The sequence below is a fragment of the Domibacillus antri genome (genome assembly GCF_001936625.1).
Taxonomy (GTDB): Bacteria; Bacillota; Bacilli; order Bacillales; family Domibacillaceae; genus Domibacillus; species Domibacillus antri.
Map to the genome: position 1 here is coordinate 110,028 of NZ_MSDU01000017.1, position 16,735 is coordinate 126,762.

Annotated in this window: 20 protein-coding genes; 7 read left to right on the plus strand and 13 right to left on the minus strand. The window is 41.9% G+C overall.

Annotated elements, in window-relative coordinates:
* Positions 1 to 313 precede the first annotated feature (313 nt).
* The 10 genes from BTO30_RS09540 to BTO30_RS09585 form a co-directional block, all read right to left on the minus strand.
* Positions 314 to 1,756, minus strand: a complete 1,443-nt coding sequence (locus tag BTO30_RS09540) for a DEAD/DEAH box helicase (RefSeq protein WP_075398517.1) — start codon at positions 1,754 to 1,756, stop codon at positions 314 to 316.
* Positions 1,757 to 1,849: 93 nt separating this feature from the next.
* Positions 1,850 to 2,047, minus strand: a complete 198-nt coding sequence (locus tag BTO30_RS09545; RefSeq protein ID WP_075398493.1) for a 2-hydroxymuconate tautomerase — start codon at positions 2,045 to 2,047, stop codon at positions 1,850 to 1,852.
* Between the two features lie 23 nt (positions 2,048 to 2,070).
* Positions 2,071 to 3,177, minus strand: a complete 1,107-nt coding sequence (locus BTO30_RS09550; RefSeq protein ID WP_075398494.1) for an NADH-dependent flavin oxidoreductase — start codon at positions 3,175 to 3,177, stop codon at positions 2,071 to 2,073.
* Positions 3,178 to 3,198: 21 nt separating this feature from the next.
* Positions 3,199 to 3,516, minus strand: a complete 318-nt coding sequence (locus BTO30_RS09555; protein WP_075398518.1) for an IDEAL domain-containing protein — start codon at positions 3,514 to 3,516, stop codon at positions 3,199 to 3,201.
* Positions 3,517 to 3,542: 26 nt separating this feature from the next.
* Positions 3,543 to 3,962 (minus strand): Rrf2 family transcriptional regulator, encoded by a 420-nt coding sequence (locus BTO30_RS09560; RefSeq protein WP_075398495.1) that lies wholly within the window; start codon positions 3,960 to 3,962, stop codon positions 3,543 to 3,545.
* Between the two features lie 130 nt (positions 3,963 to 4,092).
* Positions 4,093 to 5,286 (minus strand): MFS transporter, encoded by a 1,194-nt coding sequence (locus BTO30_RS09565; protein WP_075398496.1) that lies wholly within the window; start codon positions 5,284 to 5,286, stop codon positions 4,093 to 4,095.
* A gap of 179 nt (positions 5,287 to 5,465) precedes the next feature.
* Positions 5,466 to 6,341 carry an SDR family oxidoreductase gene (locus BTO30_RS09570; RefSeq protein ID WP_075398497.1) on the minus strand — a complete coding sequence of 292 codons (876 nt, stop codon included), beginning with the start codon at positions 6,339 to 6,341 and terminating at the stop codon, positions 5,466 to 5,468.
* A 136-nt stretch (positions 6,342 to 6,477) separates the two neighbouring features.
* Positions 6,478 to 7,614 carry a zinc-dependent alcohol dehydrogenase gene (locus BTO30_RS09575; RefSeq protein WP_075398498.1) on the minus strand — a complete coding sequence of 379 codons (1,137 nt, stop codon included), beginning with the start codon at positions 7,612 to 7,614 and terminating at the stop codon, positions 6,478 to 6,480.
* 29 nt (positions 7,615 to 7,643) lie between these two features.
* Complete coding sequence (locus tag BTO30_RS09580; RefSeq protein WP_075398499.1) at positions 7,644 to 8,003, minus strand: spore coat protein; 360 nt, start codon at positions 8,001 to 8,003, stop codon at positions 7,644 to 7,646.
* Between the two features lie 18 nt (positions 8,004 to 8,021).
* Positions 8,022 to 8,231: a spore coat protein gene (locus tag BTO30_RS09585; protein WP_075398500.1), complete on the minus strand. Its 210-nt coding sequence runs from the start codon at positions 8,229 to 8,231 to the stop codon at positions 8,022 to 8,024.
* A gap of 159 nt (positions 8,232 to 8,390) precedes the next feature.
* Here BTO30_RS09585 and BTO30_RS09590 point away from each other — a divergent pair, with 159 nt between their 5' ends.
* The 3 genes from BTO30_RS09590 to BTO30_RS09600 all read left to right on the plus strand — a co-directional run bounded on the left by BTO30_RS09590 (position 8,391) and on the right by BTO30_RS09600 (position 9,847).
* Positions 8,391 to 8,597, plus strand: a complete 207-nt coding sequence (locus tag BTO30_RS09590; RefSeq protein ID WP_075398501.1) for a hypothetical protein — start codon at positions 8,391 to 8,393, stop codon at positions 8,595 to 8,597.
* Positions 8,594 to 8,890 (plus strand): spore coat protein, encoded by a 297-nt coding sequence (locus tag BTO30_RS09595; protein WP_075398502.1) that lies wholly within the window; start codon positions 8,594 to 8,596, stop codon positions 8,888 to 8,890. Before BTO30_RS09590 ends, BTO30_RS09595 begins: the two co-directional genes overlap by 4 nt.
* A gap of 102 nt (positions 8,891 to 8,992) precedes the next feature.
* Positions 8,993 to 9,847: an MBL fold metallo-hydrolase gene (locus BTO30_RS09600; RefSeq protein WP_075398503.1), complete on the plus strand. Its 855-nt coding sequence runs from the start codon at positions 8,993 to 8,995 to the stop codon at positions 9,845 to 9,847.
* Positions 9,848 to 10,081: 234 nt separating this feature from the next.
* Here the strand turns inward: BTO30_RS09600 and uvsE are convergent, their stop codons facing one another.
* Complete coding sequence (uvsE, locus tag BTO30_RS09605) at positions 10,082 to 10,954, minus strand: UV DNA damage repair endonuclease UvsE (protein ID WP_075398504.1); 873 nt, start codon at positions 10,952 to 10,954, stop codon at positions 10,082 to 10,084.
* Positions 10,955 to 11,074: 120 nt separating this feature from the next.
* Here uvsE and BTO30_RS09610 point away from each other — a divergent pair, with 120 nt between their 5' ends.
* Together BTO30_RS09610 and BTO30_RS09615 are read left to right on the plus strand one after the other, a co-directional pair.
* Positions 11,075 to 12,265 (plus strand): DHH family phosphoesterase, encoded by a 1,191-nt coding sequence (locus BTO30_RS09610; RefSeq protein ID WP_075398505.1) that lies wholly within the window; start codon positions 11,075 to 11,077, stop codon positions 12,263 to 12,265.
* Positions 12,266 to 12,279: 14 nt separating this feature from the next.
* On the plus strand, positions 12,280 to 13,212 hold the full coding sequence (locus tag BTO30_RS09615) for an NAD(P)/FAD-dependent oxidoreductase (RefSeq protein WP_075398506.1): 933 nt from the start codon (positions 12,280 to 12,282) through the stop codon (positions 13,210 to 13,212).
* Positions 13,213 to 13,235: 23 nt separating this feature from the next.
* On the opposite strand, the gene BTO30_RS09620 is transcribed toward BTO30_RS09615, so the two are convergent.
* On the minus strand, positions 13,236 to 13,697 hold the full coding sequence (locus BTO30_RS09620) for a hypothetical protein (RefSeq protein WP_075398507.1): 462 nt from the start codon (positions 13,695 to 13,697) through the stop codon (positions 13,236 to 13,238).
* Between the two features lie 428 nt (positions 13,698 to 14,125).
* Here BTO30_RS09620 and BTO30_RS09625 point away from each other — a divergent pair, with 428 nt between their 5' ends.
* Both BTO30_RS09625 and BTO30_RS09630 read left to right on the plus strand, forming a co-directional pair.
* Positions 14,126 to 14,971 carry a hypothetical protein gene (locus BTO30_RS09625; protein WP_075398508.1) on the plus strand — a complete coding sequence of 282 codons (846 nt, stop codon included), beginning with the start codon at positions 14,126 to 14,128 and terminating at the stop codon, positions 14,969 to 14,971.
* The gene (locus tag BTO30_RS09630; protein ID WP_075398509.1) at positions 14,968 to 15,636 is read left to right on the plus strand and encodes a protein NO VEIN domain-containing protein; all 669 of its coding nucleotides are present in this window, start codon (positions 14,968 to 14,970) and stop codon (positions 15,634 to 15,636) included. Before BTO30_RS09625 ends, BTO30_RS09630 begins: the two co-directional genes overlap by 4 nt.
* Positions 15,637 to 15,706: 70 nt before the next feature.
* Here the strand turns inward: BTO30_RS09630 and BTO30_RS09635 are convergent, their stop codons facing one another.
* Positions 15,707 to 16,273, minus strand: coding sequence for a hypothetical protein (locus BTO30_RS09635; RefSeq protein ID WP_075398510.1), 567 nt, complete (start codon positions 16,271 to 16,273; stop codon positions 15,707 to 15,709).
* Between the last annotated feature and the right edge of the window lie 462 nt (positions 16,274 to 16,735).

Consider the following 16,735-nt stretch of genomic DNA (forward strand, 5'->3'; position numbering starts at 1 on the left):
CTATGGTTCGGAAGCCGCGTATTTTCATTCTATATTTTACCATAAATATCATCATTGGAAATAACAGTTATGGTGAGGGACACAAAATTACAACAAAAAAAGAGATGCCTCAAAAGTTCATCAAGACATCTCCTTCCTATTTGGATGGCCGGATTTTCTGATTTTCGGCCGGTTTTATTGCTTTTGGCCGAATTTTCAATGAATCAGCCTTCAAGAAGCAGAATCCGGCTATAATTTCGGGAAATCGGCCTAAACGGGGCAGAATACGGACGTCATTACACCAGCAGCAACTTATGGGACAGCCCGGTTTTACTTAATCCCTTGCTTTTTGCACTTTCAGCTGCTTTCCTTTAACCGTCGTCGTTTTCATTGCTTTTAACACAATGGGGCCTTTTCCGTTCAATATTTCCACGTATGAAACGTTGTCCTGAATGGTGATGATCCCGATGTCTTCTGCGCTGATATCCTTGATGTTTGAGATCGTGCCAACGAAATCAACGGCGCGGATTTTCTTTTTCTTGCCGCCGTTAAAATACAATTTCATAATATCTTTATTTAAGCTGCGGCTTTTTTCTTCTTTCAGCTCCGGCCGCTCGCTCATTTTTAACTCGAATGCTTCCCGTCCGGAAGATACATCTTCCTGTGAAGGGCGCACCTCTCGGGGAATTTCAAAGCCGATATACTTTTCAATTTCCACCAGAAACTTTTCTTCGTATGGTGTCAAAAAGGTAATGGCTTTGCCAGAATGACCAGCACGTCCTGTCCGGCCAGTCCGATGTACATAGCTTTCCTTTTCAAAAGGCACATCATAATTGATGACAAGCGGCACATTCGCCACATCAATCCCGCGCGCGGCAACATCCGTGGCACATAAATATCTGAACTCACCGCGCTTAAACTCCTTCATGATGGCAAAACGGTCTTCCTGCACCATTCCGCCATGAAGCATGCCGCATGAATATCCGGCATGATCGAGTGCTTCAAACAACGTCTCTACCCTCTCCTGCGTCCGGCAAAAGATCATACAGCTGTCCGGATTTTCCGCGACTGAAATGTCTTTGAATAACGAAAATTTTTCATCCTCACTCACCATGATGGCTGCATGATCAATTTTCTCCGTGGTCAACGTCTGGGCCATCTCCATTTTCACAGGATGGATCATATAATTTTCAGCAAGAGCCGACACCTCTTCCGAGAGCGTGGCTGAAAGCAGCATCGTCACGCGATCGGCAGGCAATTTTTCGATAATGGCCGCTACCTGATCAATAAACCCCATATTCAGCATTTCATCAGCTTCATCAATGATGAGACAGCCGATTTTCTCTACGGGAAGCGTATCTTTTTCCATATGGTCAAGCACACGGCCAGGTGTGCCGACAACGACATGCGTTTTCTGCTTCAATTCTAATTTTTGCCGTGAAAACGGCTGTTTTCCGTATACGGCCGCTGCTTTAATCCGCTTAAACCGGCCAATGTTCGTGATCTCGTCTTTTACCTGTGCAGCAAGCTCTCTCGTCGGTGTCAGAACAAGCACCTGAGGTTTATTTTCATTCCAGTCGACCAGTTCGACAATCGGAATGGCAAATGCCGCCGTCTTCCCGCTCCCTGTCTGTGATTTTACGACAATATCCTTCTTTTCAAGCGCCACAGGAATGACCGCTGCCTGTACATCTGTCGGTGTTGTATACCCTAGTTCTGCCAGCGCTCTTGTAATGTCGCTGCTTAACAAAAAATCGTTAAATGATGGTTTATTCATAATTGACCTCGTCTGCTTCATATAGTTTTTACCTTCTTATTATACAGAAAAACAGCCTGGAATCATCCAGGCTGCCGCAACATGACAAACAACTTACTTATTTTCGTCTTGAAATGAATATAGTTCGCCTTGTTTTCCGTAGTCATCTGCTTTCAAGTCTTCAAAAAAGATGAAGACTTTCTCTGCATCGACATCAAATGATTCTTTGACGGCGGCGGTCATTCTTTTAACAAGATCTCGTTTTTGTTCGGGTGTTTTTCCTTCCAGTACTTTCACTGTAATAAATGGCATTATCGTTCACCCTTTCTATTAAATTAGACGCCCGGGAACCAGCCCGGTGTATTTATAATCGCATTCCAGAGCGGATCTGGCACAACAAGCTTGTCTTGATTATTTTTATCAATTTTGGTGACAATTTGGTCTTCCTGCCCATTTTCAACCTTTTGCACCCAGTCTGGCTCGATAATTAAGCCGCGGGCGATTGCGATTAATGATACGCCTGTTGACAGTGCTTTAAGCGCATCATCTGCAGTGTAAATCGATCCGACGCCAATCACCGGCACTTTATCGCCAGCACGTTCTTGAATAATTTCTAAGCGTGAGCGTGAATCATCCACACCGCGTCTTGGTTTTGACCAAAATTCGAATAGGGACACATGCAAATAATCAAGATCTTTTTCTTTTAGCGCATTGATCAGCTCCAATGTATCTGCCATCGTAATACCCGGTGTTTCCGGCTCTTCCGGTGAAAAACGGTAACCGACCGCAAACGGTGTCTTCGCATATGCCGCCACTGTTTTTTTCACTTCATCTACAACAGCCAGCGGGAAAGCAAGCCGTTCTCCCCATTTGTCCGTTCGACGGTTTGAATGTGGAGAAAAGAATTGCTGGATTAAATAGCCGTTTGCACCGTGAATTTCGACGCCGTCAAAACCGGCTTCAATCGCGCGTCTTGTTGTTTCGCCAAACGCTTTGATGATCTCGTCCACTTCAGCAGCGGACAATTCACGCGGCACCGGGCTGCCTTCCGCTTCAGCCGGTACGGCACTTGCGCTGACAACATCACCGTCCACTAAATGGGGCGGTGCCATTCGGCCGCCGTGGAATATTTGCAAAATCACTTTGGCTCCTTCTCCTTTTATGGCAGATGCAAGGCGGCGCAGGCTTGGAATCATCTCATCGCTGTGGCCGCCAAACTCTCCATCGAACCCTTTTCCGTTCAGTGTGACGTATGTGCAGGCAGTAATGACCATGCCAACACCATTCGAGCGGCGTACATAATAAGCCACTTCATCATCGCTTACCGTGCCGTCCTCATTTGACGAGAAATTGGTCATCGGTGCCATGACAATACGGTTATCGGTCTCAATGCCACTTTTAAACGTAAAAGGCTGGAATAGCGGTAAATATTTTTTGTTCATTCGTAAATAGCCTCCAAAAAATTAAGAATATTGTTTTTTCGCTGCTTCAAGCTGTACTGTTAACTGATCAAACCATTTTTCATCTTTCGTGAGTAATGCAAGATCAATCAGTTGTGCCAGTGGTGCTTCTTCCGGTGCAGAATCAGGTACTTTTTCAAATGACTTCGACAGCACGCGGATCATTCGTCCCACAAGCTTATTATTAACCGAATCGGTCACATACACTTTCATAATATCTTCCGGATCTTCTATTTTTACGGTGTATCCGTAAATTCTTTGTTGATCCCATGTTTCACCTTTTACCCAGTCTCCCACCTGAAAATGCACTTTATTGCCCATTTCTTTCACTTCCCTGAATAAATCGTTCATTCTTGCGATTTAATATTGTCCAGTACGGATGCCACCGTAAACTGGCGTAAAAAGGCCTCGTAATGGTCTTCTGCCGCGCTGAAAATACGGTCCATCACTACTTGTGTGTTCGACGAAACCGGACATGAATGATCGGGAACACCCGTACACCAGTTAGGCTGGAGCGTTCCATAAGAAACAGCATGATACACATCTGCAAGCGTAATATCGGTTGGATCACAGCCAAGCATATATCCGCCTCTTGTTCCTTCTTTCGTCCGGACAAGACCTTCTTTTCTGAGCGCGCTCATCACTTTTCGAATGCGTGCAGGGTTCGTCGCCACGTTATGCGCAATCGCTTCACTGCTCGCCATATGCCCGGGCAAATACGCCAAATAAACGAGACTATGAACCGCGATTGTGAATTCGCTTTTCATCGACATTTTTCCCCCTTCCCGAAAAGTGTACTGTAATTTTATTTTGTACAGTTTGAAAAGTCAACGAAATTGACTTGACAACATTTCGACTTTTTTAATATTCATCAATGTTCTAAAAAAGCCGCCTTCTTTATGAAGACAGCACGTTTTGTTTCACAGCCCTTTTTTGCCAGATGACAGTAATCAAAAGCGTCGCGGCAAGCAGAATGAGGCCTAATATAAAGGGATAAATAATATTTACATCATAAAGCAGTCCGGCACATGCCGGACCAAGGACATTTCCAATGCTCATATACATATTGTTCATGCCCATCGCAAAGCCCTGTTCATCGCCTGCCATTTTGGAAATGAGGGTATTTAATACCGGACGTAAAATAGACGTCGCCAGGAAAATAAGCAAGGATATGCCGAAAAACAGCATGTAATTTTTCGCAAAAAGCGACAAGAAAAAACCGAATGCGGCTACCGCCAAAAATACATTTAACACGGCCCCTTCACCGTAGCGGCGCACAATCCGGTCCACGATAAACAGCTGCACAATCACGCTGACAATCCCTGTTGACGTGACCATCAGCGCGATATCCTGCGGCGATGCACCGAATTCGTCATCAACAAACAACCCGAGCACCGATTCATACGCCATCAATCCGAAACTCATGACGAGTGTAATGACAAGCGGGATGAAATACGGCATTTTTACAGACCGGGCCATCTTTTTCGTCATCGACTCGTGATCCGGCGTCATTTCAGCAACAGGCTGCACCTGACGATCCGGTTCTTTGAGGAGCACGATTGAAAACACCACCGCAAAAAAGGCCACAACCGCCGATATCAAAAATGGAAACTTCAGCCCAAAATCAGCTAAAAAGCCGCCGATGCCCGGTCCGACGACAATACCGAAAGACATCGCGGCCGAAATGAAACTGTTCCCTTTTGCCCGCTGATCGAAAGTCGTAATATCAGCCACATATGCAAAAATGGCCGGGATTAACAGCGCTGCACCAATGCCGCCGATCACACGAGACGCATACAGCCACCAAATAGAATCAAATGCGTAAAACATAAACGACGACAATGCCAAACCGATTAAACCGAAAATAATCATCTTTCGGCGCCCGTAGTCATCAGCCCATTTTCCCGCAACTGGTGAAAACACAAGCTGGGCTCCGGCAAAAATCGCGATCATAAGCCCGGCCGCCATTCCGCCTTCATCAATGGATTCTAAGTAGGCTGGTAAAATCGGAATAATAATGCCAAAACTCCCAATCGCAATAAACATGTTGATCATCAAAATGATCATTTTTTTCCGCTGATCACCGGTCATTCATATGATCCTCTCTTTCTTCCTCTGTAACCTCATTTTCACATACCTGCTTATTTTAGCAAAATATGTTTCATTCCGGAATCATAACACCTCGAATTTAACTTGATTTTTTCATATTTCACTTTCAAACCGGCTATAGAAGGGGATGTCTCGATAAACGGTTGAGACATCCCGATCCATTAAGATGTTATAAAATCACCGCCGTTAACATGAATCGTCTGGCCGGTGACATAAGTTGAATCATTCGAGGCGAGGTAAACGTAAGCCGGCGCATTTTCCGAAGGCTGGCCGCGTCTCCCCATCGGTGTATCATTTCCGTGCTGCGCTACCTTTTGTTCATCAAACGTCGCCGGAATCAGCGGCGTCCAAATGGGGCCAGGCGCGACAGCATTAACGCGTATCCCTTTATTGACAAGATTCGCGGCAAGAGAGCGGGTAAAAGAAGTAATGGCTCCTTTCGTCGACGAATAATCAATCAATTCCGGCGAGCCGCGGTAAGCTGTAACAGAAGACGTATTAATGATCGCATCCCCTTTTGACATATGCGGAAGGGCTGCCTGCGCCAAATAAAACATGGAAAAAATATTGGTCTCAAACGTTTCACGCAGCTGTTCGGGCGTAATGCTTAAAAAGTTATTGGTCGGAAACTGCTTCCCGGCATTATTGACGAGAATATTTAATCCGCCAAATTCACTGACCACCTGATCGACCAGCTTTTTACAGTTTTCCACTTTACTCACATCGACTGCCGCTTTTAGCGCTTTCACTCCGTATGACTCGATCACGCTGGCCGTTTTCTCCGCATCGCCGTCTTCATTTAAATAAGCAATCGCCACATTGGCGCCTTCCTTCGCATAAGCAACCGCCACCGCCCGGCCGATGCCGCTGTCGCCGCCGGTGATGAGGGCGGTTTTTCCTGACAATTTGCCCGAACCTTTGTAATTTGCATCATCATAAATGGGTTCCGGTGTCATTTCCGATTCAATACCTGGCTGCTGACTTTGCGTCTGTCCAGGCGTTTCTTCATGGATTTCCTCAAATTTATCTTTCGCCATCGTTTATCCAACTCCATCCGATTTTTATTTCATCTTAAAAAGTATTCCCCGGCTAAATAAGGATAAACATGGAATTACATTATGAAAAAAACTCAGCCGCGGCTGAGTTTGATCACTATGGGTTCCGTTACAGTTGTTACGGTTTCAGAACCACTTTAATGCAGTTTTCTGTTTTCGTATCAAACATTTCGTACCCTTTTTTCGCTTGATCGAGCGGCAGTACATGAGTAACCACATCGCCGGGATCCACTTTCCCTTCCGCAATTAAATTGTAAAGGTATGGCATGTAATGAATAACAGGCGCCTGGCCCGTCCGGATATTGACATTCCGCTGAAAAATGTCCCCCATTGGAAAACCGTTATAGGCTCCTCCATACACGCCGGTAATTTGAATGTTTCCGCCTTTTCGAACCGCCTGACTGGCAATAACGAGTCCGCCCATTGCCCCTCCGTGAAGCTTCAGTCCAGATGCAAGGAATTCAAGCGGCGTCATTTTTCCGCTCATTCCTACACAGTCAATGACGACATCCGCTCCGCCTTTTGTAATTTCTTTTAAATAATTCCCGATATTTTCCTGACTCTCAAAATTGACGATTTCCACATTGTTTGTCCGTTTTGCATGCTGTAATCGATAATCGACATAGTCAACGGCAATAACACGTTTTGCCCCTTTAAGCCAGGCGAATTTTTGGGCAAGCAGTCCCACCGGTCCGCAGCCAAGAACAATGACCGTGTCCCCTTCCTTCATTCCAGAGTTATCGACACTCCAAAAGGCCGTGGATGCGGCATCAGCGAGTAAAACGAGCTTTTCATCTTCCACTTCGGAGTTCTCCGGGATCTTAAAAGGCGTAAAATTCCCATACGGAACCCGCATATATTCCGCCTGACCTCCTGGATACCCGCCCGTTGTTCCAGAGTAGCCGAAATAAGCACCCATCTCTCCATTATCATTGGCATGATCACATTGGCTTTCCAATTCATGCTGGCAAAACCAGCACTCCCCGCAGGCAATGTTAAAAGGGATAATAACGCGGTCCCCTTTTTTTACCTTTGTTACCTCTGGTCCAACTTCTTCCACAACACCCATCGGTTCATGACCGATTATATAATCTTCTTGTAAATTAGGAATCATTCCATGGATTAAATGCAGATCCGATCCACAAATAGCTGTAGTTGTTAATTTGACAATAATATCATCTGCTTTTTTCATTTCCGGTGCTTTTACTTCTTTGACAACGACGTTTTTTACACCTTGATACGTTACAGCTTTCATTAGTTACATCTCCTCCACGCTATTCATTTTTATTGTGGCGGGGTTGGAAATAACCCTTTTCGATTGGTCGTGCCCGGGAAGAGCGGCAGCTTTGCGATATCGACAGCTGTTTGGGCTGCTTTCAGATCAAGCTGTATTTGTTCGTCCATGTTATACGGATGAAACCATCTTTTGTTCATCATCAATTCCGTTACCTCACCGTGTAAATCAATCGCTGCTTCTAAGTGCTGAAGGAGTACGGTCCGAACCTCAGGCGTTGAAGATTCTGTCAAGGCAGCTGCATAGTTTCTCACACCATTTTTAGCAGACAATAAAAACTCAAGTGCGATTGCGGAGTCAGCAAGTTCCGGCATGCCGACTGAATTAATAGGATCCAAATAATCGTTCATTTTATATACTCCCTCCACTCACGAAAATGTTTTGGCTCCGGCATATAGACTTTGAAGTTCATTCAATTGATGGACAGATAATGTAACATCTTTATCCATCAACGCTTTTAAATCACTGTCAAAGCATACTCCCTGCATCAATTTTGACTTGAGAAGGCCATTTGTTTTGAAATTTATTAATTCGTGCAGCTCCATTGTTTCGTGAAAACCCAAGCTTTTTTGTTCCATTCCTTCACCTCCGCTTTAATGAACGCAACTATTTTTTCTTAATAAAAAGAAATTTATTCAATAATAACGATCCAGGTACTATTACGCACCAGCATGAATAATCACGCTTGAAAAAGGAAAGATAACGGAGGTACATGATCAACATGAGGGGTGAAAAAAATGACCAGCAGTTTAGGACAGCATGAAGCACTTGAAGTTCATGAGTTATTGACCTTCAAAAATCTTTGTTTAACAAAATCCTTCACAATGAGTGCACTAGCTCAAGATTCAGAATTAAAAGCACTTATTGACAATGACGTCAATGCAGCAAAAAATCATATTCAGCAATTACAAAATTTTTTAGCTTCTGGGGGGACATCGTCATGAATGGTTTAATGAAAAACTTTACGGGAATGAAAGGGATGACGGATGAAGTCATCGCGTCCGATTTATTGCTTGCGGCTAAATCCGGAGTGACATTTACTGCTTTTGCTCTTACTGAAGCTGCTACTCCTGAATTACGATCTGTTTTAAGGGAACAGTTAATGGCAGCGATTACCGCGCACAACAACATCAGCCAATATATGATGGCAAAAGGCTATTATCATCCTTATGATTTTAATCAGCAAATACAGGCGGATGTGACGGCTGCGCAGACGGCACAAAATTTGACAAAATAAAAGCTTAATCCCGGAAAAAGCGGCTGTTGAGATACTCTCTGCAGCCCTTTTTTATCGGATGAATCTTCACATAATCTTAATCATGGAAGGCGGAAAAAAGAGATGGAAAGAAGCTCTTCAACAGAACAATTTCTTCCGGTTACTTCTACAAAAAGCGGTAACGGGACCGAAATCAGCAAGGATGTATATTGTTATACTGTCCAGATCGTCAATATTTGTTTGATCGGCCATCCAAGCGACAGCAGCAGCTGGATACTGGTCGATGCGGGCATGCCCCACTCCGCTGAAAAGATTTTAATGGAAGCGGAGGAACGTTTTGGAGCCGATCACCGTTTACAAGCCATTATTTTAACTCATGGCCATTTCGATCATGTCGGAGCTGTCATTGATTTAGTGGAAAAGTATCAAGTTCCTGTTTATGCACATGAATTGGAATTCCCTTATTTAACGGGAAAAAGAAACTACCCGGAACCCGACTCCTCCGTAGAAGGCGGTTTTGTCGCCAAGATGTCCCCTCTTTTTCCGAATGAAGCGATTGATTTAATGCCATTTTTAAAACCTCTCCCGAAGGATGGCACCGTACCTGAGATGCCGGGATGGAAATGGATTCATACACCGGGACATACAGAAGGCCATGTCTCTTTATTTAAGGAAAGGGACGGTATATTAATAGCCGGCGATGCCTTTGTGACAGTCAAACAGGACTCGCTCTACAACGTATTGACCCAGCAGCAGGAAATAAGCGGACCGCCGAGATATTTTACAACAGACTGGTCATCTGCCTGGGCATCCGTAAAAAAACTGCAATCGTTACAGCCCTCTGTTGCCATCACAGGCCACGGGATGCCTATGTCCGGGGAATTGTTGGCTAACAGCCTACAGCGGCTTGCTGATGACTTTGACCGGATAGCCATACCGGATTACGGCCGGTACGTTGACGAAATCAAAAAGAATTGACATTCCTATGTACTTTCAAAAAGAAGGGGTGCATCATGAGAAATAAAAATGTACTTTTGAAAGACAAAGATAAACAATCTTATAAAAGACCAATTCAATCCGGCGATGCTGCTTCAAATTTATATAAAAATCAAAAGGAAAACCTTGTTTCCTTGTTTGCAATGAGGAATTATTTTATAAAGACCTTAAAGCGATTGCAGATGATACGGAGACAAATGACTAATAGATATTTCTTCACAGCCAATAAAAAGGCAGCACGATGCTGCCTTTTACGAGATGGAGAAGATGCATAAATTCGTGTATGTCAATAAAGTCAGCATGTGCTCTGAATTCTTTTTCAGATTTCGGACTGGACATATGCACTTTAACCGGTAGTTTCGAATGGCTCCACGTATTCAAAACCCGGACCCACACTTCTTCCCATTTTCCCTCTCCTTCATGATTCGCCATGTGATGATGATAATCGAAAACAGCCGGTATGCCGATTTTTTCACAAAGATACAGCGTGTCGTTTATCGTAAAGGTTTTATCATCATTCTCCAGCATGATCATTTTCTGCAGCGAAACCGGAAGGCTTCCCCAATTCGTCACAAATTGCTCAAGCGCTTTTTCTTTATCCTTATAACCGCCGCCCACATGAATGACACAGCAGTGTTCCGGATCAATCCCCATTCCTTCCAAAAGCCCTCTATGCATGTGAAGCGTCCGGACCGCCGTTTTCAAAACATCCGCTTTTGGCGTGTTTAAGACAACGAAATGGTCCGGATGAAAGTCAACCCGCATAGCAGGATGCTCCTGTAAATAAGAACGGATCGCACCAAGACTTTCTTGAAGAGACCGCATATAGTTCCATTCAGGAAGATCAGGATGATTGGCCATCGGAATCACTTTCGAACTCATCCTGAAGAACGCGATATCGTGTGCTGCGTTGTGCCGGAGCAGGCGCAGACAATTTGTCAAATTCGATATCGCAATCCGTTCTAATTTATGGATTGCTGCCTCTCTGTCTTCGATTTTTAAAAATTGAGCATGCGTCATCGTTTGCGAAGGTGAACCATTTTTTATGTTCATACTCATCGCGGCATACCCAAGACGAACTAACGTCATCCCGCCACCTCTTTTCTTTTATTTTGTCCAAGAAAAAAGAGGTCATACCATGCAGAAAGACTGTCCGCTTTTCAATATTTTTCACCATTTGGTCCCATACTACGTTCTGAGGTGAAAAATATGTATCGATTGCTGTCGCATAATGACCTGGACGGGGTTGCCTGCGGTATTTTAGCAAAGCTCGCGTTCGGGTCAGACGTCAAAGTACGCTATAACTCCATTTCAGGGTTAAATCATGAAGTCGAATGGTTTTTGGAAAATGGTGACCCTAACACGTTTCTGTTCATTACCGATCTGTCCGTCAACGAAGAAAATGAACGAAAGCTGAATGGATTTTATCAAATTGGCGGAAAAGTCCAGCTGCTGGATCATCATAAAACGGCAGTCCATTTGAATCAATACGAGTGGGGTCACGTTGTCATCGAGGAAAAAGAAGGAAAATTGACATCAGCGGCATCTTTATTTTACGAGTACTTGATTAATCACAAATATTTAGACCCTTCTGACGCGGCGGCCGAATTTGTTGAACTCGTCAGACAGTATGATACGTGGGAGTGGGAGAAACACGATAACCAGAAAGCCCAAAGATTAAACGCCCTTTTCTTTTTAGTTTCAATCGATGAATTTGAAGAAAAAATGATGAACAGACTGAAAACGAGCAATCATTTTTTCTTTGATGAGTTTGAAGAAAAAATATTGGACATGGAAGAGCACAAAACGGAGCGGTACATTCGCCGGAAAAGGCGGGAGCTTGTACAGGCGCCGATCGGAAACCAATTTGCCGGAATCGTTTTTGCCGAATCGTACCACTCCGAACTTGGCAATGAGTTAAGCAAGGATTGTCCCCATCTCGATTATATTGCCATTATCAATATGGGAAGCAAACGAATCAGTTTCCGCACTACTCACGATTTTATAGATGTGTCTTACGTTGCCGGACTTTTTGGCGGAGGAGGCCATGAAAAAGCCTCCGGATGTTCATTAACGGGTGATGCATACAGACAATTTGTAATGGAAACGTTTGAATTAGAACCGTTAAGGGAAGATGCGAAAAGAAATCGATATAACGTGAAAAACCATGCGTTCGGTTCTTTGTATAAAAATCGAAAGGAAGAAACATTCCTTCTTTATCCGATTAACGATATGTCATGGGGAATTGAACACAATCATGTGAACAGGTCTGAAACCTTTGCAAGCTTTCAGGAAGGGGAAAACTTTTTAAAGCGGCAGTATGACGGGTGGCTTGTCCGGGATGAGGCGTTTTTCAGCTATTTGATGGACTATGTAAGAATGGCAAGGAAAAAGGATTAAATAGGAGGAACAACATGCAGAGCGATTTAGCAGATGTTGTCATTGCAGGGGGCGGCCCGGGCGGATTAAGTGCCGCCCTCGTTTTAGGAAGATCGTTAAAAAAAGTGATCGTCATTGATGAAGGAAAACCAAGAAATGACGTAACGCGTAAAGCGCATGGCTTCCTGACCAGAGATGGCATGAACCCGTCTCTGATTCGACAAATCGCGAGAGAGCAGCTGGATGCCTACAAGAATATTTCCATTTTGAAAGATGTGGTTGAGGATGTCGAACGAAAAAAGGGTCGTTTTATCACCAAAACAAAAAGCGGGAAGATCTTAAACAGCAAAAAAATGATTTTTGCGACCGGCATGAAAGATCATCTGCCGGCTATTTCAGGGTTACAATCCGTGTACGGGAAAACGGTGTTTCACTGTCCATACTGTGACGGCTGGGAGCGCCGGAATGAACCGCTCGCTGTCATTGGCAATGGAGATGGACTGCTCCCCTTTATTAAGCTCATCCATAACTGGAGCAAAGATTTAATCGTGTTTACCAATGGTCCTGTTGCTATCCGTTATGAAGAAAAACAGCAGCTTGCACAGCGCAGCATTGACCTTATTGAATCCCCGATTGTTGAACTGCAGTCCAGCAATGGAAAACTGGAAAACGTGATTTTAAGAAACGGGAAATCGTTCAGCCGAACAGGCGGATTTATGGTAACGACCGGCGAAAAGCAGTCATCCATGATCCCGGCGCGACTCGGTGTTCCATTAAATGATAAAGGCGAATACGAATCGAGTGAACATGGCCAAACAAATCTTGAAGGGCTGTTCATTATCGGCGATGCGAAAAACACCTTTACGAGTTTAGCCGGTGCAACAAGCCAAGGCTATGAAGCAGCCGTCAAAATAAACGGTGAATTGGCTGAAGAAGAATGGGCGGACGTCCTCCTGCAAAGGGATTAATCGTGCCATTTTTCCCCTTTCCATTACCGCGATCCCATTCCCTTCTTCAGCACGCAAAGAAGAAAACACATGCCAAACGTCATGCAGGAGAACAATACGGCCAAACTGGAAAAAACCAGTGTATAGGCGTGATAGCCGGCGATTGTTGACATCACTTCATGACTGTCCAAACCGAAGACTGCACCGAAAATATTAAAGAGGAGAAGAAGCAAAAATAGAGTCGTCACCCCGGCAGCAGCCCCTTTTAGATCTTCTTTGCTTAACGCAATGTGTGTTGAAATGCAGGCGGCGAGAACAAGAAACAGCCAAAAAAACGGATTGAGGATGTTTTCTGCAGTAAACAGGCTTTTGATTAAGGCAGCCATGGAAAACGCAGCATCTGTCACCATGTCAAAACTGATTGGACCCGGCCGGACATGCAGTTCCATATAAACTGAAAAGAGCCGATACGATTCCGGCACAAAAAAAGACATGAGCAAAATCAAGGAGACGATCCCGGAGAAAAACGGGCCAATGCCGATAAAGAAATTCCCTATTTTCTGATAAGTGCTTCTTGGATTGTAACTGTGCAGTACAAACCCTAAACGCTGCCCATTTGATTTGGACGGGAACCATTGCACTTTTTGGATGTGATGCCTAAAAAGGATGCACATGATGACATGGCCGAATTCATGAATATTATGAGAAGTGACATTATTGTCTAACCACTCTTGACCGTTGATAATTAAAGGATAATTGAAAAAATAGAGGGATTTTTCAATTAGACAAAATTCCTTAGATATAAACAGATTCTTTAGTTTTCCTTCACATTTTGAAAACGTACTTTTTTATAAAAAGTTAGACATATTTAAGCAAATGGAACATAATAAAAGTGGTACTATTTAACAGAAAAAATGGTGGAGGAGTTGTTTGAGTGATTGATTTACAAAGCGTGGATGAGCGTATAGAAAAATCCAGTGTTAAAAACATTAAGTGGTTTTACAGATTTCGAGAGTACATAGTTAATGAAAATAAATCAGGAATTCAAAACTATCTTTCAAATATAAGGCTCCTTTATGAATTTTATAATCACAAAGATATTGATACCATTCAACTTAGCGACATCCAGGACTTTCTTTTAAGAAATGCTAATTTAAACACGATAAATATTGACACTAATCGTATAAAAGTCTTTTTTAATTTTATCTCTAATGATGGTGCAACTTTAAACTTTATTATTGAAGACTTGAAGGAATTTATTTCTACAAAAAAAGAATTAGACAAAGAAGAGAAAAGGGGACCCCTTCCATTATCAATTAAAGAGGTGATAGTTTTACGACAACTCCTCAGTCAAAAAGAAAAGTACGCTTTTCTTTTCACTTTTGAAATGGTATATCGTTATGGTCTAAAAAGTAAAGAACTCTTATCACTGTATAGTAAAAATTATAATATCGAGACAAAGACTTTTTTCATTAATAAAGAACTTTCAGTCCAGGTCGATGAAGATATACATAATTTTATTATAAATCACAATGTAATTCCGCTAAAAAAATTTAACGTGACAGGTTATATTTACCGCATCACTGAAATGGGGAAAATTTTCGGCAGAGAATTAATACATAAAGATATATATCAAACACATATTAATCATTTTCTCCCTTGCCCAATTTGCCATAATAAAATACAAAATAACCCTACATTATGGGCAATTCTCGAATTTGAAGAAGATAATTCACAATGGTTAGTATGCAAAGCGTGTGCTATGAAAGGTGAATTATGAGCCAAGTTCGTGTACTATCAGTTGACAGTGTAGTACCTATCAAACGTATTTCAAGTGATTTGATTAGCTGGACACAAAAAGATGAAACCGAATTAGCTTCATATAATAGTAATCTTGACATACTCTATCAAGAAATAGAGCGATATCAAACAGCAGAAGAATTGAATAACAGTAATAATCCTCCTCCAGATAACGATGATGATAATCAGGGAGGGTTGGATTGGTTAGATGACAATAAAGAAAAAGGAGAGAAAGGTGAAAGATTAGCATTAGCCTATCTCGAAAATAATTATAAGCAAGTACGTTCAGTGTCTCATATAGCTTCAAAAGGATACGATATTGAAGTATTATGTGAAAAAACTAATACTATTTTAGGTTTTGAGATAAAAACAAGTGTTACTGAAAACAAATTTTTTATTACTTATAATGAACTCGGAAAAGCCAATAGAATGAAGGATAATTACTTTTTATTTTTCATTTATTTTCAAGAAGATAAAAATGAAAGTTATGCATACATCATACAAAATCCTCTCCAAGAATTACAAATAGATTTTCTTAAACTAACAGAGCCAATTCAGACAGATAAAGCAACTGTTATTCCAAGTCAATTTCGTATTTCAATGGATTTAGAATACCTTGAAAAATTGGATAAAAAATACCTTTAAGAAATGAGTCGGCTTTGGTCGACTCATTTCTTATCTAAAAATGTTCTAAATATCAATTGCTTTGGTTTTACTATTTTTCGTTGATAAACGAAACAACTTTGTTCTTATTAAATTCATTTACAGTCTTACGCAATTTACTGTTTTCAATCTCTAACTTCTGAATATCCTTTTGTCTATCTTCTAATTGACGGATAAGACGCTTGTTTTCAGCTTCTAAATTTTCTATGTATAATTTCATTTCAAAGGTATCCACTACTTGCTGTCTTAAACCGTCAATATACGAATCCAGCTCTTTTTTTTCACTTCTGAGCTTTTCATTCTTATTTATTTTTAAAATGTCTTCCTTTTCAATTTCACTTATTCGTTTTTCTATATATAGTTTTAATGTATTTGTATTTAGGTTAATCTGACTCCTTGGTACGTTTGCTCCCGATGAAATAGAGGAAATAGACAGTTTACTATATTGTTTTATTTGCTCGGTCAATTGTTTTTGATGCATACGGAACTCTTGAAGATGTTCCTCTATCTGAACCAACTGTTCCTGAATTTTTAAGCTACTGATTTCACTTAGTTCACCAATTCCGTATTTAATAGTGTTTTCGTTTACACAGCGTTTCATATCAATGCTGTTGTCCATTGTTCAATCTCCTTATTCACTTCATCAATATTGGAAATAATACTTTCTAATTGCGGATAAGAAGAGAGTATAGAGTCTTTCCCTTCTTCATTTAGAATAGAAAGGACTAATTCATGTTCAGGCAATACTCTATTTTGATAAAATTTAACAAAAGCAGAATATTCATTTTCATAATCTCTTTGATTCTTTGAATCTTGTTGAACTAAACCTTTATTATGCTGAACGATTTTAGCTTTTTCTATAAAACGTTTAAAGGTAAAATCAAAGGATTCGATATTAGGTACTTTCGGGCTAAGATAATACCATTTTTCAAAGGTCGCAAGACGGTATTGACGCTCACTGTCAACGCCGAGTTACTTTACCCAAATCACTCCGGATTAAAATTACCCATTTATGCCGGTTATGTTGTTGGTGGAGCCGGGAATATCCCGGCTTTTTTATTGTCTTTCATTCAATACGAGT